The sequence below is a fragment of the Enterococcus sp. HMSC076E04 genome (genome assembly GCF_001814285.1).
Classification (GTDB): Bacteria; Bacillota; Bacilli; order Lactobacillales; family Enterococcaceae; genus Enterococcus_B; species Enterococcus_B lactis.
Genome location: NZ_KV815632.1, coordinates 111,035 through 133,314, shown reverse-complemented (window position 1 = coordinate 133,314; position 22,280 = coordinate 111,035). Strand labels below are relative to the sequence as shown.

Genomic DNA, 22,280 nt, shown 5'->3' with positions numbered 1-22,280 from the left:
GATGGCAGAAAAAATCTTAGTTGAGCATCTAGTCAAAAAATACGGCGATAACACAGTATTAAACGACATCAACGTATCCATCAACGAAGGAGATGTCGTCTGTATCATCGGCCCTTCAGGTTCAGGAAAAAGTACATTCTTGCGTTGCTTGAATCGTTTAGAAGAACCTTCTGACGGTGAAATCATTATTGACGGCGCCCACTTGATGGATAAAAGCACAGATATCAACTTGGTGAGACAACATATCGGAATGGTATTCCAGCACTTTAACCTATTCCCTCATCTTTCTATTTTGGAAAACATCATTTTAGCACCGATGGATCTGAAGAAAGAATCCAGAGAAGAAGCAGAGAAAAAAGCAATCAAATTGCTACAGACAGTTGGTCTAGAAGATAAAAAAGATATGTATCCTGAAATGCTTTCCGGTGGACAAAAACAACGTGTAGCTATCGCTCGTGCTCTAGCGATGAATCCTGACATCATGCTTTTTGATGAGCCTACTTCTGCACTCGACCCTGAAATGGTCGGTGATGTCTTGAACGTCATGAAAAAATTGGCAGAACAAGGTATGACGATGGTTATCGTTACGCACGAAATGGGGTTCGCTAAAGAAGTAGCCAATCGCGTCATGTTCATTGACGACGGAAACTTTTTAGAAGATGGAACGCCTCAACAGATTTTTGAAAATCCGCAAAATGAACGGACAAAAGATTTCTTGAACAAAGTATTAAATATTTAAATTTACTTCTATAGACTGAGACAAAGTCACTGAAAACAGGTATCTCCAAAAGATTGATGTATGAAGTTACAAAGAAATACACCTATCTCTTGGAGACCTATTTACTTGACTTATGTTTCAGCCTTTTTATTTTTCCGTGATAACACTATATTTTTGTTGCACGAATTCCATCAAGTATACATATAGAACAATCATTCCACACAGAATGCACACATGGAACATACCAAACTCAACCCTCGTCCCCGAATTGATCCTAAAAGTTGAAGCATTTGTATTAAAAATTTTAGGATATAGATATAACAAAATATTCTTGAGATCATATTTTCCTAGTGGTGGCAAAAAAAGAAAATAGCTTCCTAAGAGACATAGGCTGAGGAAAGAATTCTTTACGACTGTTGTAAAATAATAACAAACTAAAAAGGAAAGAAATGCGAACCCCAATAGGACACTCAATTGAAGCGGCGCTTTCTCAAGATAAGATATTTGCCTAATTAACGCTTCATCGATTTGTGTCGATTTGTCAGCCTGAACAAAAAATCTTGAAAAAGACTGCAACATCAAAAATAAACTGAGAGAAGCAAGTATAAAAATAGTTAAACTAAGAAACCCTGCTCCTATCTTATGACGATTGATTTGCCATTGAGAATCCAAACAGCGCCTGATTTTCATTGTATGGTATTTGATATCTGCATTTGCTATTACTATCCCGTATACCCCCGAAAAAAAAGGAAAGAGAACAAAAAACGAAGAAGACAATAATTGATTGATCCCGTTTTGGACATTTAAAGCTGCAAAACTGGAATGATAAGCAACGTAATGATATTTCAACGGATTGTCAACTATTTCAGTATTTTCGTTCATACTGATAGAAAAAGGTTGTTCAAGTATTTCTTGGATCGTTTCACCCCTTGCCAAGGCTTCCTCTACATAATATTGGAAATGACGAAGGTGACTTTGAATGAGCATTATTTGAGAAACGAACATTAAAGTAGAAAGCAACAATATTACTGAAAGAAAAAGGTAAAATATTTTCGAACGTCTTTGATAATAAAATTCAAAAAGCATTTTTACCTCCTTTTTGTTGAAATAAAAAAGCTGCGTAGATCCTCGGACGTGATAGGTTCTATTTTTCCGTTTTTTACATTTAATAACTCATCAGCCATTTCCAAGTAATATTCTTCATGACCACTTAAGATGACTGTAGCTTCTTTTTTCAGCTGAACTAAGCAATAAAGTAGCACTTTTCGATTCTTTTGATCTAATCCATTCAACACTTCATCTAATAAAACAACTCGGGGCGCAAGCAACAATAGCAATAGCAGCGAAAGTATCTTTTTTTCTCCCAGAGAATAGTTCTTAACTTTCACATACGATAAAAATGAAAGGGGTAAAAAATCGATTTTTTGTTTAGAGATTAGTTCTTTTATTTGCCGATTTCTTGTCAGTAAAATCAGATTATCTAATCCAGTTAGATTCAAGTAAAACGGGGTGGAGTCAAAAACACAAAAACAACTACCTGTTTTTTCAATCGTTCCAGAGTAGCTATCAATACCGACAATGCAGCGAAATAAAGTGGTTTTGCCAATGCCATTATCCCCATAAAGATAATAGATTTTATTTTGATCAAATGTGAATGACAGATGATCAAATAAGATTTTTTGCCCAAATCGTTTAGAAAAATCAATAAGTTTCATAGACAAACTCCTGAATAGATTAGTACCATGTAGAACCACCATTACCATGTACTCCATAATAATCAGTATAATCATGGTTATATATAACTATATCCCCCCATGGAGTAACACTTCCTGCTCCAATTGTTTTTGTTCCTCGCCAAAGATGTGTTGTTGCTGCTGTACTCGTACGAACAATACCTCGTGTTCTAACAATGTTAGGAAAAATCCAACCTGCTTCTTGAAATCCAGAACTACTTGTCACCCTTCCTCCACTTATATTAAAATTTATATTATCACGCGACCACATCATAAAAGTCCCACGATAGAATGATGCACGTCTACCTGAGCGAAGTACATCAGTTTGTTCCATTACTTTGTTATTTGTGAAATTATCAATAAGCTGTTCAGGTTTGATTTGGGAGTTAGTAAACACTTCTTGAACAGTTTCGTCTACTTCAATATTATTTAACGTTGTCGTCGCGTGCACCGAGCTAGAAAACAATAACAATGCTTTAGTCGTTAATAGAATTATCAATACTCTTTTTGCAACTTCCATAATGATTCCCTCCATATTTTTTACTTTTTTAAATTAAAATTTCTAATAGATTCTCCTTTCACAATATTTTTCAAACAAATATATTTTTATACATATTTGAAATTCAAACAAATTTATTCAATCAATCGACTTTTTTATTTATTCATATTTTACCAAAGTATAGTAATGGCTCATTAACAACTTTTTATCAATATAGAAAGTAATAGCCATCCCCTTGTTTCATTTCCTATATTCCTTTCCCCCCCTAATAAACGCTATTGAAAACTAGGATTACTAAGTGTTAATACATAAAAAAATAAAAGACTTACCAATTTTTTCTAGAAATAGAAAATTTTGGTAAGTCTTTTTGACACTTGTGTTTTTTACTAGAAAAGCTACTTCCGCTTTTTCCCGCCAAAAGCATCTTTGAATTTATCGAAGAAACCATCTTCTTGTTGTTCTTCTACTTTGATGCCGCCAGCTTCAGCGAATGCACGTAACGCTTCTCTTTGTTGTTCATTTAGATTTTTCGGCGTGATCAGTTTTACTTTGACATGTTGGTCGCCTGTTGCACCACCACGTAACTTCGGAGCGCCTTTTCCACGTAAACGGAAGTTCGTACCTGTCTGTGTACCAGCAGGAATTTTCAGTTTCACATCTCCATGGACAGTTGGTACTTGGACTTCATCGCCCAAAGCTGCTTGTACAAAACTTAAAGGCAATTCATAGTAAATTTCAGAGCCTTCACGGTCAAAGATATCACTTTCTTCTACACGGAAGACCACATACAAATCACCAAATGGTCCGCCGTTTTCTCCGGCTTCTCCTTGACCAGCTAAACGCATTTGTTGTCCTTCTTCTACCCCAGCTGGTACATTCACTTTGACTGAGTGAGCTTTCTTCTCATGACCTGAGCCATGACAGGTTGGACAAGGTTCTTTGATTTCTTTTCCTGTACCATGACAAACATCACAAGTTTGACGGCTCATCACTCGTCCAAGAGGTGTTTGGCGTTCTACATTGATCGTACCTGCACCATGGCATTTATGACAAGTAGTTGGTTGCGTACCTGGTTTTGCCCCATTTCCGCCACAAGTATGACAGATCTCTTCCCGATTGTACTTGATTTCTTTCTCTACGCCAAAAATTGCTTCTTCAAAAGATAAGTCGATCGTATATTGCAAATCAGCACCTTGACGAGGCGCATTGGGATCGACTGAACGACCTCCCCCTCCAAAGAACGAGTCGAAGATATCTTCAAAACCACCGAAGCCGCCGCCAGAGAAGCCGCCGAATCCACCAAATCCGCCACCAGCTCCACCAGCACCGTAATTTGGATCTGTACCTGCATGCCCGTATTGGTCATATGCAGCGCGTTTTTGCGGATCACTTAAAATTTCATAAGCTTCTGATACTTCTTTGAATTTTTCTTCCGCATCAGGTTCTTTATTGATATCAGGATGGTATTTTTTTGAAAGCTTACGATAAGCTTTCTTTATTTCATCTTCTGATGCTCCTTTTGAGAGCCCTAAGACTTCATAATAATCACGTTTTGTTGCCATAGGCTTTCCTCCTATTGGTTCTCATCATTTTCACGTCGCTTGTTATCATATCATATTTTGTTTGAAACAAAAACCGATACTTCAAACTATTTTTCAAAAGAAAAAGCCAAAGTAGCAACTTTGGCCTTCTCTCGAAATTCAGTGAACTGATTATTTATCGTCGCCATCGACTTCTTCAAAATCAGCATCAACGACATCATCTGCTCCGCCTTGAGCTGCTTCTGGGTTTTCTTGAGCTTGTTGTTGTGCCGCTTGTTCGTATAGTTTAACAGTCAAGTTTTGAACGATTTCGTTCAATGCATCGCGTTTAGTTTTCATTTCTTCGATGTTGTTTGCTTCAACAGCGGCTTTCAATTCATCGCGAGCTGTTTCTGCTTTTTTCACTTCTTCTTCGTCCACTTTGCCTTCTAATTCTTTCAATGTTTTGTCCACAGAGAATAGCAATGCGTCTACATCATTACGTAGGTCAACTTCCTCTTTACGAGCTTTATCTGCTTCAGCGTTTGCTTCTGCATCTTTTACCATACGTTCGATTTCTTCGTCTGTTAGACCTGAAGAAGATTTAATCGTGATTTTTTGTTCTTTTTGTGTACCTAGATCTTTCGCAGATACATTTACAATCCCGTTTTTATCAATATCGAATGTTACTTCGATTTGTGGGATACCACGAGGAGCTGCTGGAATATCTGTCAATTGGAATCTTCCTAGTGTTTTGTTGTCAGCAGCCATTGGGCGTTCACCTTGTAATACATGGATGTCTACTGCTGGTTGATTATCTGCCGCAGTTGAGAACACTTGTGATTTACTTGTTGGGATCGTTGTATTGCGGTCAATCAATTTAGTGAATACACCACCCATTGTTTCGATACCTAATGACAATGGCGTAACATCAAGTAAAACAACATCTTTTACATCACCAGTGATTACGCCACCTTGGATAGCGGCACCCATCGCAACTACTTCATCAGGGTTAACTGATTTGTTTGGTTCTTTTCCTGTTTCTTTACGTACTGCTTCTACAACTGCAGGGATACGAGTAGATCCACCGACCAAAATAACTTCGTCGATTTCTGATTGTGATAGACCTGCATCTTTTAGTGCTTGACGTACTGGTACTTTCGTACGTTCTACTAAGTCAGCTGTTAATTCATCAAATTTTGCACGTGTCAATGTCATTTCCAAGTGCAATGGTCCAGATTCACCAGCTGTGATAAATGGTAAGCTGATTTGTGTGCTTGATACGCCAGATAAATCTTTTTTCGCTTTTTCAGCGGCATCTTTCAAGCGTTGTAACGCCATTTTATCTTGAGACAAGTCAATGCTGTTTTCTTTTTTGAATTCTGCTACCATGTAGTCGATGATTTTGTTATCAAAGTCATCCCCACCTAGATGGTTGTCACCAGCTGTTGACAATACATCAAAGACACCGTCTCCTAATTCAAGGATTGATACGTCAAAAGTACCACCACCAAGGTCGAATACTAAGATTTTTTCGTCACGATCTGTTTTATCCAAACCATAAGCAAGAGCAGCTGCAGTTGGTTCATTGACGATACGTTCTACTTCTAAACCAGCGATTTTACCAGCATCTTTTGTTGCTTGACGTTGTGCATCGTTAAAGTAAGCTGGTACAGTAATAACTGCTTTTTCGACTTTTTCACCTAAGTAATCTTCTGCAAATCCTTTGATATATTGAAGAATCATTGCTGAGATTTCTTGAGGTGTGTATGATTTGCCTTCTACATCTACTTTGTAACCAGCTTCACCGATATGGCGTTTGATTGATGAAATCGTATTTGGGTTTGTCACAGCTTGACGTTTTGCCACTTCCCCTACTTGGATTTCTCCATTTTTGAATGATACAACAGAAGGTGTTGTACGGTTTCCTTCTGGGTTAGCGATGATTTTTGCTTCGTTTCCTTCTAGTACTGCTACTGCAGAGTTAGTCGTACCTAAGTCAATACCGATAATTTTACTCATAATTAACGTCTCCTTCTTTAATTGAAAGTGTAAGTTTTATATCCGCACAATTATTGTGCAACAATGACCATAGTTGGTCTTAACACGCGATCATGTAATTTATAGCCTTCTTGTAGTACTTCTACAATCGTATCGGCTGGTGTATCTTCAGTCGCTGGAACAGTTTGTACTGCTTGATGAAGATTAGGATCAAAGGATTCTCCTTTAGCAGGGATTTTCTCGATTCCTTCTTCTTCCAGTGCGTTACGTAAACTTTCCAAGACCATTTCCACGCCTTTTTTCAAGCTTGCTCCTTGATCATCTGACACTTCTGTGGCTAATGCACGTTCCAGATTGTCAATTGATGGAAGCAATTTTTTGGCTAAATCTTGTGAACGGTATTTTTGTAATTGCTCACGTTCATTTTTTCCTCGATTTGCCATATTTGCGATTTCCGCACGAGCTCGCAAATATTTATCTTCCATTTCTTCTAATTCAGCTTTTAATTTTGCTGATTCGAATTCTTCCGCTTCAACTTCTGAAATGCCTGAATCTTCTGCAGCTTCGACATCGATTTCCGGTTCTGGTTGAGCATCTGTCATTTCTTTATCTAGTTCTTCTTGATTTTCTTTCACGATACAGTCTTCCTTTCATTATTCAGTCAGCTGTTTGATTGCTCTTATTAAGAAAGAGAGAACGATCAGCTGCAAATAGCTTCGTTATTCACATTACGAGTTTGACAAGTCAAGTGATCGATAGTAATCAGCAAGCTTAGCTGCTAGTTCTCTTCGATAAACATCCACTAGACCAAACATCCGAGAATAAGGCATACTAGTCGGCCCCAACAAGGCTATTGTACCTCTTCCATGACCATCTATCTCGTAACTTGCTTGAATCATGCTCATATTCTGCAATAAATCATTACCTAATTCAGCACCGATCTTGATATGAATATTACTATCCATCGGAGTGATCATTTGTGTAAGTCCATCGGAGTCTTTCATAAAAGAAAACATCGATTTAAACTGATCAAGATCTTGACGGGGCTCATAATCCAAGAGATTCATTTGTCCACTGACATAAACTTTTTCTTCAAATACATGACCAAGAACGGTGTCAAACAACTGGGACATCCCTTCTGTCGTCTGGAAATATTTATGAAGAATCATCGGAATCTCTGTACGTAGTTTATGGTACACCGTCATCAGAGGATCCCCGACTAGACGGTCGTTTACAATTTGCACCATTTTTTCTAGTTCCTGACTTCCCATGTATTCGGGAAGAGTGAACACTTGGCTTTCTACATTTCCCATATCTGTCACGACAATCGCAATGATCTGTCGATTATTCAAGGGTACGATACGAAAGCCTGTTAATCGGCGGTCTTTTATTTCAGGTCCCAACGAAAAAGTCGTATAACTTGTCAGCTCAGATAAGATCTCAGCAGATTGCTTAATGATCTCATTGATCTCGTGAAATTCTCTACCTAAAGACTGACGTATCAGCAGCAGATCATCTTCTGCTACGCTAGCAGGTTTTAACAAATGATCCACATAATAACGATAGCCTAAAGCAGATGGAATCCGCCCAGAAGAAGAGTGAGTCTTCAACAGCAACCCTTCATCTTCTAATGCCTTCATATCATTGCGAATCGTTGCTGAACTGGCCTTGACTCCCTCAGACATCAATGTTTTGGAACCAACGGGCACGCCACTACTCGTATAGTGTTGGATGATCAGACGTAAAATGTCGTTTTGTCGCTTTGTTAACATCTTCCTCACCTCTCATTAGCACTCATAGATTCTAAGTGCTAATCCACTTATAAATATAGCAAGAAGCCCTTCTCCTGTCAAGAGAAAGACTTCATTTTTTAGCACTCTATCGTTCAGAGTGCTAACTCTGAGCAATCGCTATAAATCCAGTTATATCAACGTTTCAATAGTTCTTTATTGTATTTTTGAACTTTTTTATTTAAATTCCGATAAAAAACAAATATTCTTTAAACTATTTTTCAAACAAAAAACGCTCAAACACATTGTTTCCCAAAAAAGTTCCTCTAGGTGTCAAATAAATACGGTCTTCTTCATTAACAAGTAACCCTTCTTCCTCTAACTTCATCAACACATCTCCGTATACCGATTCAATCGTTTGTTGATAGCGATCATAGAAGTGTTTTTTAGCAATCCCAGTTTTTTTTCTTAGACCCAAGAACATTTCTTCTTCTATTTGATTTTTTCGTGTCAATTTTTCTTCTTCCAATACCGGGCGTTCATTGACTCGTAATGGACGTAAATAGTGTTGGATTGGTCCTTTGTTGCGGTAACGAATATTTCCAAGATAACCGCTAGCTCCTGCTCCAAACCCAAAATAATGGTCATTGTTCCAATACATCAAGTTATGCTGCGACTCGTGTCCGGAAAGCCCAAAGTTACTTATTTCATATTGGTGACGTCCATGTTTTTCCATTGCTTCAATGGTCTCTTCAAACATTTTAGTTTCCGTTTCCTGATCAGGCAGTTCGAGTCTTCCTTGTCGTACCCAGTTCATGAACATTGTTTTGTTTTCTAGGATCAATGAGTACAAAGAATAGTGAGGCAGATCCAAAGCCAAAGCTTTTTCCAAAGTATCCCGATACCCTTCTAGTGTTTGTCCCGGTAATGCATAAATCAAATCGATGCTTACATTGGTAAAATTTTCTGCTTCTAAAAATTGCATCGTTTGATACACATCTTCTGCGGTGTGTTTACGTCCAATTTTTTTCAATAAGCGATTGTCAAATGTCTGAACTCCCATGGATAAACGATTGACGCCATAGTTTTTCATCACTTGAAGCTTTTCACGGGTTAAATCGCCAGGATTCGCTTCTACAGTAAACTCTTTACCATCCTGAAAAGGCAAGATCTCTCTAGCTCCTGATAACAATCGATCAAGCTGTTTAGCAGATAAAGAGGTTGGTGTTCCGCCCCCTACATAAAGTGTTTCCAAATTCGCTGTCGGATGACTTTCCAGCATTAATCTCATTTCATTCAGCAGCATTTCCACATACTCATCTACCGGTTGCCCTTCTAAAAAAACTTTATTAAAGTCACAGTAATAGCAGATATGCTCGCAAAATGGGATATGAATGTACGCAGAAACCTTGTTTTCTGCGGGATTTATTGTTTCTATCATTGAACTTCTTTCTCCTTACGTCGAAAAGTCGTACCGATTTTCGACCACTCTTATATACGCATACTAAACGTATTTGGCAAACAAATCCACTAAAAAATCCAAGAATCGACTTCTTGGATGATTTTTTCTTTCATTGAACTGGTTACCTGGTTATATACCTCTAGGGTTGTTTTCATGTCTGAGTGACCAACACGATCCATGATGGCTTTTATAGGTAATCCAGCTTCTGCTAATAAAGAGATATGGGTGTAGCGGAATGTATGTGTGCTGACCTTCTTTTGGAATTCCGGGTATTTTTCTTTCAGGATATCTTGCACACTACGAACGGTTTTTTTATTGTTGCCACGACCATTCAGAAATTCATTTAGCGAATGGTAAACAACTGGCGTACCATTTTGCGTTTGGAAGATCGTTTCAGAAAAAATGAATTTTTTCGAAGTAGCTATCCTTCTATTATAAGATGCTTTTTCTGTTCGTTTGTATGTTTGATAAAAATTGCCTTCTTCTCGTTGTTTCATTTCTACTTGGCGTGCTTGATTGATCCTGATCCTATTTTGAATAATTTCGACAGAGCGTGTATCTAAAGCAATTTCTCTAATGGAAGCAATTGTTTTTGGTGGACTGCGTACATACTCTTTTACGGATCGTCCTGCCGCCACTACTCCTTCGTTAATTAAAAGCTTTTTCGCAGAAAAATCGACTTTCTCAATCGTCAAAGCACTTACTTCTCCAATACGCAGACCATTTCGAATCATAAATTCAACTAAATCAAGATAAAGCTTCCCCATTTTGTTGATTTCTTTATTAGTTTCATATTTTTCATGGATCGCTGCTAATAAAATGCGTACTTCCTTTTTTTCTAGAAATTTCTTTTTCCTACGCTGAATCGCTCGAATTTTTCGATCATTGGGAATTTTTAATACAATCTTATTCAAATCGAATATGATTAAATCATGACGATAACCATAGGAAAGGATTTGTTTGAGTAAAGAACGGATCTTTTCTAACGTTGCTTTTTCTAAAAGGGTTTTGGTTTGTTTCGAGCGAACCATCAGAATATCCGCACAAGCCCCTTCAACAAATAAAGGAGTCAGCTGTTTCAGTCGCAGATTATCTACGAAATGCGGTTGGAGGTATCGGTGAAGAATTTCTTTCTGATAATGTACAGTTGTTTGACGAACCGTTGGCGACCACGCCTTCAGCCAAAGAGCCGTCAATTCACCAAACGTCTCACATTGATTTACATCAGAAAACATTGTATATTTGTTGAACTCTTTTTCAATCTGTTCTTTCAGATAGCGTAGTGCTTGTTTTTCACTCTTGAAACCTTTTGCTTTCCAATTGACACTTTTCTTTCTCGTCTTTCCTTTGACCGGATCATAATAAGCCTGGAACGTACGCAAATAATTCTTTTTATCGATTGTTGTATACGAACTTCGCAAATACTGTTTCCATTCTGACGACCGCAGCAACTCCTCCTCCTTTCGTAAAAATAAGGAGCACAAAAGTGAAATATTTTCTTCACTATTGTACTCCTTATACGGTTACATTCACTTTTTATAACTGGATATAATTGCGCTCAAATTATTCAACATAGGTTGAAAGTTTTCAAAGTTGATTATTTTATAGTTTTTCATTATATAATTTGAAAAAATTTCTTTTCCGTAATGCTCATCAGATTTAAAACTCTTATTTCTACAAAAAGTTTTATTATTGATTTTATGTTCTAGTGTTTCTGGGAGAAAAAGATCTTCAATCTCGCATTCTTTTTTATTGTCTACGAGTGGATTAACTAACAGATATGCACTTTCATTCAAATTAACATATTCTTCTTTTTCTAACTCTGTACATTTATTCTCAGCTAATGAAATATGATTAACAAATTTTCTAACAGGCTTATTTCCTTCTGCCAACTCATTATCAAATATAAATATAGTTGGATTACTTGGCAATTTTTTACTGAGACCTTTAAAATATTTCATATAATTAGTAATGTTACTATTTTTATAATCATAAAAATAATGATATAAATTTTGCATAGCATCTGCGCCATCTTTATTAAGACCAAAAAAATAATTTAATCTTTTAGTACGCTTCAAAAACATAATTTTATACTCAAACTTATGATCATCATTTCTAACAATAAGTTCAGGGTAATTTAAATAATATTTTTTTAATGCTGCTTGTATATATTTAATATCAGTTTTTCCTTCAGTTATTACGATTGGCTTATCATTTATAAAGAAGTACTTATAAAATAGAAAAGCTTGATATTGTTTTTCTCTTGCACTTAAATTTCTAAAGTCATGTTTATTCGAGTCTCTATGGTTATTATGTCGATCAATTTGGTTGATAAAGGATAGTCTACCTTCAATTTGCTTTATAGTTCCCGTGTTACCTTCGATTTCAAAAGTATCAGTTTTATACAAACTATTTTTGCCAATCATAATCGCTGCCGATCGATTGAGCATACATAAATCCTGAACCCATCATCTGTGGTCCACCTAGTTTTCGAACATAATAAGCCGTGAGCCCATAACATTGACCACCATTGATCGTTTGCCCCATGACAGATTCTAAAATATCGATTTTGCCTCCACCAATATTAGCGGAGCCTCCTCCTAAAGAACCTTCGAATAATCGTTTATACCAATTTACGGCACTTGTCTTTCGCTTATTTTGTTCGACTGGATCATCTTTTGTTCCGGCACGTTCCCAATATTTCAATATATCGACTGCCAACTTTTCAATTTCTGTTCCATTAGACATATTCTTCAATAAGTCACTATCCGATCCGTCATGATACCAGGCAAAATCCATTTGAAAAGCCACAGTCTTCCAATCTTCATTTTGCTCTCTGGCAAGGTTCAACATGTTCACACGGCGACTACTATCCCACTGCGCTAATCCCATCGCATAGCCACCAATTTCAGGATTATATGCCCATACTGGATTAAAGGCCAAATCACTTTGGATGCGGGAAGGGATCAATCCACTCTCATGTTCCATGTTACCGATCCATGCTGCTGCAAATTCCTTTGTTCCTCCTTTTTGTTGCACATATTGAGCCACTTCTAAAGCAACTTGTTCTTGAGGTGTACCTGGTTCAAATTCTGACGTACTTCCATTTTGATTGGCGGAAAATATACCTATAAATAAAAGAAACGGTAACAAAAAGGCAAAACAAGTTCCTAAAATGATATACGCAATTTTTTTCATTTTTCACCTCACTTTATAAAAAACTTTGTTTATCTACAAAAAAGAAGACTGATCAATTACCAGTCTTCCATTGGTTCCTGTTGTTCTTCTTCCCATGCATCAAAAAATGTTTCTTCGGACTCCAAACTTTTGAAATTCTCCTCTATTTGATGAATCGGTTCTACTTCCGACGAATAGTTGGCAATCAACTCTGGATCATATGCATGATCAAAATAGGCTTGTTCCTCTTGTGCTAATTGTAGTTCGTCAAAATTATCGACTGTCACATTCATTTTTTCAGATAAAACCGTTGGATCAATTGGTTTTTCATTCTCACTCATTGCTACCTCATCCTGTTCAAACAACGCTTCTGGGTCATTCGTCAAATCAGAATCAGATAAATCAGACATAAGAACATCATCCGAAACCAACGCATCTGATTCACTTAAGGATTGATCAAAAGTCGGATCTGCTTCATTGATTTCTGCTAATACATCTTCTAATGCTTTGTCATCTACTTCTTCATCAACTAGCACTTCATCTTCTACTTGCTGATCTACTTGATCCATTTCCATTTTATCTTCTTCAGGGATAGACAATTCTGTATCATCATAATCAGACGGACGGAATAGGGATCCCAATCCTTGCTTGACACCAGTAAATTGATTTTCTTCATCCAAAAAGTGTTCTTTCCCAAGAGTCATTGCTTTATCCGGTAGTATTTTTGATAACCCATTTAAGGCTATGTTCGGATTTCCTGTGTACGCACCAGCAGCTAATTGTGCTGCCCCTATGCTCGCACCACTAATTTGTTCTGCTCCTTCCTTAGTCTTTTCGTTTACTTTCTTTTCGAATATCGGCTGTTGTATCTGACCATCAGCAAAGAATCCTAGTATTCGGTAACGATTTTTCCACACTGTACTTATAAAAACAATTTTTACAAGAACCATGATCAATCTAGTTCCTAATAGAAGAATACTGCCTGATAAGACATTCAATAGATTTTCATTGATTCCTTGAGCAGCATGTAAAAATACTTGATCGATTAGTTGATTGACCCAAAAAAGAACTGAAATAAAAACACCATAGATCACTGGCATAAATAAAATGCCAATCAGTGTTTTGAAAAATTTAAACATGAGCATTTGACATCTAGGAAAAAAAGAGGCTAATGCAAGGATTGGAAATGCAAGAATCAATAGGTTCACTAAAATCTGAATGATAGTTAACATCATATTAATGTATAAAACTGGTAAGGCTAGGATAAACAAATTCGCAACGCCTACCCAAATCGCAAAGCTTTTTTCCATTGTCTTTGACCCATCTTGAGCAAAATAAGGATTTTCATTTTCAAGTGAATCGATATATTGTTCTCTATCTTTTTTGAAAGTCTCTTTTTCTTCTTTGGACAAATTCGGTACTTGTAATAGTTTTGCCTCGTCCAATTTCTCTCCATTCTCCATCGTTCCATCCAATGAACCACTATTCACCAAATAAAATGTCTGTTTGACTGTTGCATCAAACATCGGGCTTTGATCTGAATCTGAACCATAATTCGTGCCAGAAATAAACTGATTTTGAACTGTCTTTACTATACTGTTGACAGATTGGATAAAGAAACTAGACATATTGTATGTTCCTTGCCTAGTGGTTATTTGTCCAAACCAACCAAAAAACAACAAAAGGACCACGACATAGTGCAATAAAGATTGAGAAAAATTATGTCGATTGGAAAAGAAATGATACAGCAAGTAGTAAGCACTTAACATAATTGCTAACCCCATCAACGTGCCTCTACCAAATCCTGTGCCACCAAAATTCCTTAAAATTTGTACAGACATATCAAACATCTCTGCTTGTTTAGCGATAAAATAATCTGACTGATTCAATACACTTTCACAGAACAAAAAGAAGGACACACATAGTTTCAGAAAAAAGAAAGGCAAGCCTACAAAGAACCAATTAACAACTTGCCACCCTTTATCTAATAATCCACCACCGACCATATAAGCATCATAGCTATCGATCAAAAACTTCATTGCAGTCCTCCTTTCTAAACAGCAAAGTGATTTTCCATTACTGAGGCATCTGAATCGTCTACAGTCTTGAAGAGCTCCAGCCATTCTTCAAAAAGGACATGGACAACTACACGATTGACCTGGTTAAACATGTCTTTCAATAAGCATTGACCTTGCACCATATTCGAGACCCACTTCATATTTTGTTCGTTTATCGGCAAATTCAAATACTGCAGGATTCCCTCTCGATTCTGCACTTCATCAAAGCAAATAACCGTACCAAATCCTGTGCCATCTTCTTTATCATCCAGATCATTGACCGATTGCGTGATTAACACTAAGAAGTTATTGAAGGAACGACCGATCCGTTTCATAGATTTCAAAATTGCTTTTCCTTCTGGCGATGATTGAAAGATCCAACTTTCATCAAAGAAAGTCACTGTTTCTTGTTTTGGATTGCGTGAACCGAATTTCGAACAAAAGGTGCCCAGTGCAAACATCAAGGTTACAGACAAGCGCTTGTTTTCGTCCATATGTTCATTTTTATCTGTTGGCAGATCCAAATCTTCAATTTCTAAAATCGTCACTTTCTTTTCAAAGGATAGACCTGGAACTTCTCCATGAGAAAATGCCAACTCTAAAATCGATCCTTTAATTGTCGAAATCAAAAATCTGCCCATGTCTTGTACATCTGGAATACTACTAGAAGCTAACCTTTCAACAACCTGCCAAAAGCCTATTTTTTTGCCGGATTTACGTTCTTTTACAACTGTTGCAATGGTTTCATTGATCTCCGTTTTCTGCTTTAAGTTCCAAATTCCTTCGTAGATATTGGTCAGCATGGCTTTGGCTGTCGCAATGGCTTCTGTTTCATCAAATAGAACGATTGGGTCAAGTACGCCTAGGTTCTTTTTATCTCGTATATCTAAAGTCACAAAATTAAAGGAACGGACAAAAGCTGTATCTAAAGGATATTTTTTCTGATACATTGGATCGTTGATCGTTCGCATGAATTGTCGTCGCATTTCTTTTTTCGGATCGATATATAGTACTCGATCTTTCAATGTAGCACATTCCATGAACAATTTTTTAGCAGTCACTGATTTTCCATTTCCAGTATCCCCCGTTAATGCCCAATGCGGATTATTGGTTTTCTTACCAACAATATCTTGTTTATTCGCTAAAAAGAGATTCATATAGATCAGATTCTTAGAATTCAATAAAATACTTTTTCGGTCTTCTTTTTCTTCCAACGTCGTATCGACACGACCAAAATAATAGCCTAAGTTTGTTCCAGCTTTAAGCGAAGTGAAGAAATTCAACTCTGCAAAAGATTCAATGGTACTCGTATGTTGCCATTTTTTGTCTTTCATTCGCAGGAAGTTCCCAAATAAAGTGGATTGGAAAAGATACGGATCATCGAATGTTGCTTTTAATAATGGGATACCTAATCCATCAAATCGATTGATCAAATATTTCTTCCGTGCTTGCAGTTGTTTTTTAGTGTTACCACTAACAACTAAGACAACTTTCCAATCAAGAATATCCACACCATCATCGATTTTCTGATCTAGATCGTCTAAAGAAAGCTGTCCTTCTACGATTTTTCGTTTCTGCTTTGATCCGGCTAAATGCGCTTCTTGCATGATATTTTTCGTTCGAGTACGTGCACGAGCGGAACGACCAGATAATGCTAATTGCCCTTTACTTTCCGCAAAAGAAGCTTGGATTTTCACTTCTACTGGAAAAGGCATTTTTTGCACGATTTCCAGCAAATGATTTCCATCTAAAAACACGCCGATATCTCCGACTGGCAAATAGGAAACATAGCTTTCGCCATAATCGCACTGAAAGTGTAAGCCACCAGAAAAAATAGGTTGGATCTTTGTTTCCATCAAATTTTCAAATGTTTGGCTCGCTAAGACATCTTGACGTTCATGAGGAATATTCTTCAGAAATTGGTAGGCTTGATAATAATACAGTTCGTCTTCTGTCAAACGTTCGATCAATAGTTCGGATAAATTCTGATAGATTTCTTGCTCCTGTTCCTGGTAATCTTTCGCCCACTCTTTTTCCAATGCCACATCAAATCCTAGCCCTTTCACAATTGTTTCTGTTACATGGTTGACTGCTTTGGAAATATTTTCTTTTAGATCGATAGCAATCTCTTTTTTCACCAATGGCACCCCAATGATCCAGGCATATTCATAGACCATGCCCATTTCATTTTCTAAAATCTGTGCTGTTTTCATCAATTTATCAACACCTACTGCGTGATTTTCAGGATCGATCAATGAACGCATGGCACCCATCTTCCTTCGAATATCTGCATTTACAGGTAATAGATTGATTTCAAAGCCGCCGCTGCCTTTTAACCGTTTCAGCGCACGGGCAACTTTTTTCTTCGTTTTTTGTTTCTTTTCAAAATCCGTCAACATCACCGTTTCAGAACGAATCCTGTAATAAGCAATCGCAGTTTTCTCTTGCGTCAGAAGCATATTTTCATGCATATATTCTGACAAAGGGTATTCTAATTGCATCTCATTCTCCTTTTCTTTTTTATCGTTTGAATGAAAATTCTTCTAGTTGATCCACTCGTTCAAAAGCTATGATTGGACGTCGATCTAAAGCAAAGTTCTTTAGATAAATGATAAAATCTTTTAAAAATAAATTGGTCGATTTCCCGTCTAATTCTGCCTCGGAGTACCATCTCGCTACTTTATGGGGAACAGAAAGCATCAGCAATAAATTCAGGTTGATTCCAGCTATATTAGGAATCCTTACTTTATACCAAAAGACCCCTGTGACAAAAAGCAAAAAGAATAACATCAATAGATAAGACATATTCAATGGCTGAGCGAAGACCCACAGCGCCTTCCCTTTTGGTGACGAGATCACCTGGATCGAGTATGGGGCTTTCAGTCCTCTGGAGTAATCGTAATGTTTCATTGTCCCACCTCACATAGTAATTCCAAATAGACCAAGGAACCATTTCACTAAATTGAAAATGTTCCTTCCTTGATTTGTAGCAAAATCATTTAAAATCAATGCAATCAAAATGACCGAACCAATCTTAAGCCATTCTGCTCCTCGCCAATGTTTAAAGATCAGCAAAATGACTGCAAAACTTAAAAGCGTGATAAAACCTGTTCGCATAAAATTGTCTAAATTACTCACATTCATAAATTAATTTCCTTCCTTTTCCGTAAAGTAATGTTTGAGGGTACGCACAAAATAAGAATTTTCTGTTTGAGTAAGCCACAACGAAAAATCTTCTGTGTGGGTCATTCCTGTTTGTTTATCGACAAAAGTGACTGAAACTTGTATCCCATTGACTTCTTTTTGCTTAGTTTCAAAGTATTTGATTTCATTCTCATTTAACGAAATAAACTCTGTGACGCCAGAAGTTTGAACGGGTTCTTTCATCAATAACATCAACTCTTGCTTCTCACCGTTTGCATATTTCTCAAAAAATAGGGTCAAGAATTTTTCGACAGCCTCTTTTTCTTGCTGAGGTACGTCTAAACTCGCTTCTGCTTGTTTTAGTTCTGTTGTTTTACCTTGTGGCAAGGTGGTAGCTAAGAAATAAGGGCGCCCCACGATAGAGAACAACTGATTTTTTGTTTGGATTGGCAACACCATTTCTTGTGTCAGTGTCTTTTTCTCCTCTTCCTTTTCCGTTTCATAAACGACGTTCAAATAAACCAATAAGCACTCTGCTTCCTCTTTGACTCGAACGAGTGAAGCACTCTTCAATCTTCGAACAAAATCCTCTTGGTTCTTACTCGTCTCATCCACTACGTCGACATCGACTGATAAATACTTCTCTAAGCGATCGAGTCGCTCTTTTTTCTCTTCTTCATTCGCTGAAGCATCGTAATTTAGATATTCTTCTGCAAAACTAGTCGCATAAAAAGAGAGCGCTGAATAATCAAATACTTCTTTTTGTATCGACTTTTCATTTTTAGATTTAGCTAACTGATCTACTTTATCTGTTAGATTATCAAAATTTGTAGCTACGACATTGGCTCGAATGACACCTACTGCAGAAGCGATCATTAGTAGACTCATACCTGTAAACACAATTTTATTTGCTCGTTTTTGTGATAATTTTTTGACTTTTGGTTTCTTTTCTTTTTTCTCTTTCTTTTTGATGGTTTTTAGTTTCATGAGTCCTCCTATTTCTTTTTTTTAGGCAAAAAAATAGACCTAGTTAAACTTGATTTTTCAAGGAAATAACTAGATCTATATGCTATAAATGACAAAAAATAGCCGTTAATTTAGCTAAGACTACTTTTTGGCTCTGCTTAGCCACACGAATATAACTAATGTAACCAGCAAGCCCCCTAGTACTACCCCAAGAATCGTGTGGACACTTCCCGTTTTCGGCAAGGTCGTTTGTTTTTTGGTCGTCTCTGACTTGTTTTCTTTTGGCTGTTCAGGTGTTTTGAAGTTGACAGTTTGTTCTTTGTTGGTGAGATCATCTTCTCGAGCAACTTCATTGAGTTGATCTTCTTCGTAATAGAGAACGTGTGTAGCGGTCAGCTGATCCCCGTCTTTCACTGTGTTGCCTTTGAGATCTAAAAAGACGTCGAACTCATCTTCTTTGCTTTTTGCCGTATACGTCGAGGTAGCTTCACTGACCACTTCTCCTGTTGTAGTGTTCTTATATTGCGTGAAGACAGTGTAGGTATGCCCGATCTCGATGGCTGCTCCTTTGACCCATACCGTGTCCTTCAAACGATGATCAACCGTTGGATCAAGTTCTTTCTTCCCATCCATATCCGTAAATAAAGACATCAATTCCAACTGTTCTCGTTCATTAAACGCTTCTAGTACGATCAATTCCCCATCCTTTTCAACCGTAACTGAAAAATCGATTGATTCTTCTAATGGTAAGTAACCTTCCAGCGGTTCGCCTTCCACAAACTTATATTCTCCATAAGGCAATCCTTCGATATTGATTTCGCCTGCCTCGTCTGTCAAATATTCATCGAGCAACACTTCTGTCGATTCCCCTGCTTCGTCTGTTTCCAGTTTGAACAAGTTGAATGGCACGTTGGCTAATGGTTGTTCATTCAAACGATCTCGTTTGATTAATTGGATATTTTGTCGGGCTAAGCGATTTGGTACTTCCAGACGGATCAATGCGCCGGCATCTTCTTCCGTCACACTGAAAACAAGTGGTTCTTCTAATGGCACATATCCTTCTGGTGCTTTGATCTCATGGAGTTCATATCGATCGATTCCCCAAGCCAGACTTTCAGTGGTGACGATTTCGCCTTTTTCATTAGTTTCAAAAATATCGGTGCTTTCGGTATCATTCGGACGTTGCATGGAGACAAAATCGCCTTCACCCTCATTTGCCCAGGTGTCGAAGATTTTGAATTGAGCGCCGGCGTACGGAATGTTTTCGCCTGTCTCCTCATCCACTTTGACGATATGCAAACGAGATTCAATGATTTTGTCTTCCAACAAGAAGAAATGCGTATACCCTTCTTCGGTAATCGTTACGACAAAAGGTTCAATCAACAAGTAACCATCGACGCCTTTCGTTTCTTCAATCGTATAGGTGTCGTACGGTAAATTTTCAAATTTGAAGTACCCATTTTTGCCAGTCACTTGTACATATTCTTGTCCTGTGGTATGAGAGGTGGCAGTTAACTCAACGCCTTCTAATGGCGGTTTGATATCTTGATTTTTATTGCCAATTTGGTTCAAGATTTCGGTGATCGTTTGTGGTATCAATGGACGAGAGCCAAATTTATAACCTTCAACATGGCCTTTGATGACACGATCAGTCACCGTGCGACTATGAATAGCAACAGTCTCATTCTGTCCAGCATACGTTAACTGAACGGTATATTTGGTTGGATCTAGATTGTATCCTTCAGGTGGTTCGATCTCCTGTAAATAGTAAGTTCCTAATTTTAAGCCTTTCAATTCTGCTTGCGCTACGCCATTTACATCTTCCATCGTCAATTGACCAACAGTGGCCCCATTCCCATCTGTCAGTTCATAAACAGCCCCGATTAGTTGTGCCGCTCCTTGTGGTGTATTGCCTGTTTCTTCATCTTCTTTGATTACCGTTAGATTCGCCAATTGTTCTTTATTATCCATCGTTACGGTCGTAGTCTCATTGGCACGAATCGTGATAGTTTGTGGCGTTGAATTCAAGATATAGCCATTTGGTGCTTTGATTTCTTGAATGGTAACACGTGTATCCACGAGCAAATCATTCCAGGTCGCATAGCCATCTGATCCAGTGGTGATTTCTCTAGATTGACCATCAGACGTAGTAAACCGAAAAACGGCTCCTGCCAACGGTTGTTTGGTCGTTTCGTCAATCTTACGAATACGGGCATTGCCGTTTTTTAAGACGTTGATATTAACAGTTGTTCTCGTAGGGTCACTCGCTCGTCCCAAGACTACATTTTGTGTAAAAGGATTAGTATAAACAACAGGAACTCCTTGATAATTCGCTGGTATAGCATACGCAAAACCAACGCTTCCTTTTTCATTAGAATTTCTATTAGCGGTTATCGTAAGAGAGTTATTCTCTTTTCTCACACTTACTCCCGCTGAATTACCGAATGGCATACTTTCATAATTACTAAATGCACCAGTTGTATCCGTTAAAGTAATACTTTCCCCAACTTTTAAAGTAATTGTTCGTCCATCAAATGAAGGTTTTGTATAAAATTTATTGACATTCGTCATTACATTTGTCTTGAAAACTTGATAGTCTGCCATAGAAAAGATACCAGAAATACTAGTAGGATAGATTCCTTGTTGTTCATAAGCTAGTATCTGAGTCATGATTTCTCTTTGTAGCGTATGCCCCGGTAAGATTATACCGTAATACTTGATCAATGAAATTCTTTTCATCAGTTCTGTATCCTGTAAAACCGCTGTATATCCTCCATTTGAGCCTACATTAAGCGCTACACCTTGTTCGATACAAAGGGCAATTTGACCGTTTACACGTTTTCCATACCACCCATATTCCCGGCTTCCATTCGATAAGTGAATATCAATATTTGCCACATTCGTAGATGGATCTACGTAAACTACTTGATTCGCTGCTTTCGTCAATCGATCTCCCGATAAGATATCATGGATCGATTCATTGACATAGGTTGAAGGAGTCGTGGTATACAGCTTTCCGTTCTCTCCTCGAATCAAATTGTCTTTTTGAAGAAACTGTTCAACTATGTTTGGTACGTTTTCTTGTTCATTTTGGACACTTTCAGTTTTTTCCGATTGTCCTTGATTATTAGTAATGGCTAAAGCTGTCATGGGCTGACTCAAAAATGAGCCAAATAGAATGCCGAGCATCAACCAGATTCTCAGCTTGATTTGATATTTTTTCATATATTCCTCCAGTTTTTAGTTGATTGCACGAGAAAAAGCCCTTCAACA

The 22,280-nt window shown here is 37.5% G+C and carries 17 protein-coding genes and 1 pseudogene; 1 reads left to right on the top strand and 17 read right to left on the bottom strand.

Translation table 11 applies throughout. The features are described from left to right. Position 1 precedes the first annotated feature (1 nt). Entirely contained in the window at positions 2-739 is a 738-nt protein-coding gene (locus tag HMPREF2961_RS13230; protein WP_002292113.1) for an amino acid ABC transporter ATP-binding protein, read from the top strand. Positions 740-865: 126 nt separating this feature from the next. On the opposite strand, the gene HMPREF2961_RS13225 is transcribed toward HMPREF2961_RS13230, so the two are convergent. The 17 genes and pseudogenes from HMPREF2961_RS13225 to HMPREF2961_RS13145 all read right to left on the bottom strand — a co-directional run bounded on the left by HMPREF2961_RS13225 (position 866) and on the right by HMPREF2961_RS13145 (position 22,232). After that, positions 866-1,804 (bottom strand): hypothetical protein, encoded by a 939-nt coding sequence (locus HMPREF2961_RS13225; protein ID WP_070705025.1) that lies wholly within the window; start codon positions 1,802-1,804, stop codon positions 866-868. Positions 1,805-1,806: 2 nt separating this feature from the next. Beyond that, positions 1,807-2,433 carry an ATP-binding cassette domain-containing protein gene (locus HMPREF2961_RS13220; RefSeq protein ID WP_025477231.1) on the bottom strand — a complete coding sequence of 209 codons (627 nt, stop codon included), beginning with the start codon at positions 2,431-2,433 and terminating at the stop codon, positions 1,807-1,809. A gap of 19 nt (positions 2,434-2,452) precedes the next feature. Then, positions 2,453-2,971, bottom strand: coding sequence for a hypothetical protein (locus tag HMPREF2961_RS13215; protein WP_070705022.1), 519 nt, complete (start codon positions 2,969-2,971; stop codon positions 2,453-2,455). Positions 2,972-3,345: 374 nt separating this feature from the next. Then, positions 3,346-4,512, bottom strand: a complete 1,167-nt coding sequence (gene dnaJ / locus HMPREF2961_RS13210; protein WP_002292130.1) for a molecular chaperone DnaJ — start codon at positions 4,510-4,512, stop codon at positions 3,346-3,348. Positions 4,513-4,662: 150 nt separating this feature from the next. Next, the gene (gene dnaK, locus HMPREF2961_RS13205; RefSeq protein WP_002292134.1) at positions 4,663-6,492 is read right to left on the bottom strand and encodes a molecular chaperone DnaK; all 1,830 of its coding nucleotides are present in this window, start codon (positions 6,490-6,492) and stop codon (positions 4,663-4,665) included. A gap of 50 nt (positions 6,493-6,542) precedes the next feature. Next, positions 6,543-7,106: a nucleotide exchange factor GrpE gene (gene grpE / locus HMPREF2961_RS13200; protein ID WP_002292135.1), complete on the bottom strand. Its 564-nt coding sequence runs from the start codon at positions 7,104-7,106 to the stop codon at positions 6,543-6,545. 93 nt (positions 7,107-7,199) lie between these two features. Beyond that, complete coding sequence (gene hrcA, locus HMPREF2961_RS13195; RefSeq protein WP_070705019.1) at positions 7,200-8,243, bottom strand: heat-inducible transcriptional repressor HrcA; 1,044 nt, start codon at positions 8,241-8,243, stop codon at positions 7,200-7,202. Between the two features lie 232 nt (positions 8,244-8,475). Beyond that, positions 8,476-9,642 carry a radical SAM family heme chaperone HemW gene (gene hemW / locus HMPREF2961_RS13190; RefSeq protein ID WP_002314829.1) on the bottom strand — a complete coding sequence of 389 codons (1,167 nt, stop codon included), beginning with the start codon at positions 9,640-9,642 and terminating at the stop codon, positions 8,476-8,478. Positions 9,643-9,731: 89 nt separating this feature from the next. Next, positions 9,732-11,114 (bottom strand): tyrosine-type recombinase/integrase, encoded by a 1,383-nt coding sequence (locus tag HMPREF2961_RS13185; RefSeq protein ID WP_070705016.1) that lies wholly within the window; start codon positions 11,112-11,114, stop codon positions 9,732-9,734. A 78-nt stretch (positions 11,115-11,192) separates the two neighbouring features. Beyond that, a complete protein-coding gene (locus HMPREF2961_RS13180) occupies positions 11,193-12,089 on the bottom strand; it encodes a hypothetical protein (RefSeq protein ID WP_025477229.1) in 897 nt (298 codons plus the stop codon). Continuing rightward, a pseudogene (locus HMPREF2961_RS13175) lies at positions 12,082-12,861 on the bottom strand (phage tail tip lysozyme); the annotation flags it as partial. The pseudogene HMPREF2961_RS13175 and the gene HMPREF2961_RS13180, both read right to left, overlap by 8 nt. A gap of 56 nt (positions 12,862-12,917) precedes the next feature. Further along, complete coding sequence (locus HMPREF2961_RS13170) at positions 12,918-14,879, bottom strand: hypothetical protein (RefSeq protein ID WP_070705013.1); 1,962 nt, start codon at positions 14,877-14,879, stop codon at positions 12,918-12,920. 14 nt (positions 14,880-14,893) lie between these two features. Continuing rightward, complete coding sequence (locus HMPREF2961_RS13165; protein ID WP_070705011.1) at positions 14,894-17,398, bottom strand: ATP-binding protein; 2,505 nt, start codon at positions 17,396-17,398, stop codon at positions 14,894-14,896. A 19-nt stretch (positions 17,399-17,417) separates the two neighbouring features. Then, a complete protein-coding gene (locus tag HMPREF2961_RS13160; RefSeq protein WP_070705008.1) occupies positions 17,418-17,807 on the bottom strand; it encodes a TcpE family conjugal transfer membrane protein in 390 nt (129 codons plus the stop codon). Between the two features lie 9 nt (positions 17,808-17,816). Then, entirely contained in the window at positions 17,817-18,041 is a 225-nt protein-coding gene (locus tag HMPREF2961_RS13155; RefSeq protein WP_002308970.1) for a hypothetical protein, read from the bottom strand. Positions 18,042-18,044: 3 nt separating this feature from the next. Then, positions 18,045-19,028, bottom strand: a complete 984-nt coding sequence (locus HMPREF2961_RS13150) for a conjugal transfer protein (protein WP_070705005.1) — start codon at positions 19,026-19,028, stop codon at positions 18,045-18,047. Positions 19,029-19,148: 120 nt separating this feature from the next. Then, positions 19,149-22,232: a SpaA isopeptide-forming pilin-related protein gene (locus HMPREF2961_RS13145; RefSeq protein WP_070705002.1), complete on the bottom strand. Its 3,084-nt coding sequence runs from the start codon at positions 22,230-22,232 to the stop codon at positions 19,149-19,151. Positions 22,233-22,280: the final 48 nt, after the last annotated feature.

Excerpts from the sequence above, each read along its gene's own strand:
- HMPREF2961_RS13230 (WP_002292113.1), top strand. The coding sequence starts at position 2 with ATGGCAGAAAAAATCTTAGTTGAGCATCTAGTCAAAAAATACGGCGAT.
- HMPREF2961_RS13225 (WP_070705025.1), bottom strand. The coding sequence starts at position 1,804 with ATGCTTTTTGAATTTTATTATCAAAGACGTTCGAAAATATTTTACCTT.
- HMPREF2961_RS13220 (WP_025477231.1), bottom strand. The coding sequence starts at position 2,433 with ATGAAACTTATTGATTTTTCTAAACGATTTGGGCAAAAAATCTTATTT.
- HMPREF2961_RS13215 (WP_070705022.1), bottom strand. The coding sequence starts at position 2,971 with ATGGAAGTTGCAAAAAGAGTATTGATAATTCTATTAACGACTAAAGCA.
- dnaJ (WP_002292130.1), bottom strand. The coding sequence starts at position 4,512 with ATGGCAACAAAACGTGATTATTATGAAGTCTTAGGGCTCTCAAAAGGA.
- dnaK (WP_002292134.1), bottom strand. The coding sequence starts at position 6,492 with ATGAGTAAAATTATCGGTATTGACTTAGGTACGACTAACTCTGCAGTA.
- hrcA (WP_070705019.1), bottom strand. The coding sequence starts at position 8,243 with ATGTTAACAAAGCGACAAAACGACATTTTACGTCTGATCATCCAACAC.
- hemW (WP_002314829.1), bottom strand. The coding sequence starts at position 9,642 with ATGATAGAAACAATAAATCCCGCAGAAAACAAGGTTTCTGCGTACATT.
- HMPREF2961_RS13180 (WP_025477229.1), bottom strand. The coding sequence starts at position 12,089 with ATGATTGGCAAAAATAGTTTGTATAAAACTGATACTTTTGAAATCGAA.
- HMPREF2961_RS13170 (WP_070705013.1), bottom strand. The coding sequence starts at position 14,879 with ATGAAGTTTTTGATCGATAGCTATGATGCTTATATGGTCGGTGGTGGA.
- HMPREF2961_RS13165 (WP_070705011.1), bottom strand. The coding sequence starts at position 17,398 with ATGCAATTAGAATACCCTTTGTCAGAATATATGCATGAAAATATGCTT.
- HMPREF2961_RS13160 (WP_070705008.1), bottom strand. The coding sequence starts at position 17,807 with ATGAAACATTACGATTACTCCAGAGGACTGAAAGCCCCATACTCGATC.
- HMPREF2961_RS13155 (WP_002308970.1), bottom strand. The coding sequence starts at position 18,041 with ATGAATGTGAGTAATTTAGACAATTTTATGCGAACAGGTTTTATCACG.
- HMPREF2961_RS13150 (WP_070705005.1), bottom strand. The coding sequence starts at position 19,028 with ATGAAACTAAAAACCATCAAAAAGAAAGAGAAAAAAGAAAAGAAACCA.
- HMPREF2961_RS13145 (WP_070705002.1), bottom strand. The coding sequence starts at position 22,232 with ATGAAAAAATATCAAATCAAGCTGAGAATCTGGTTGATGCTCGGCATT.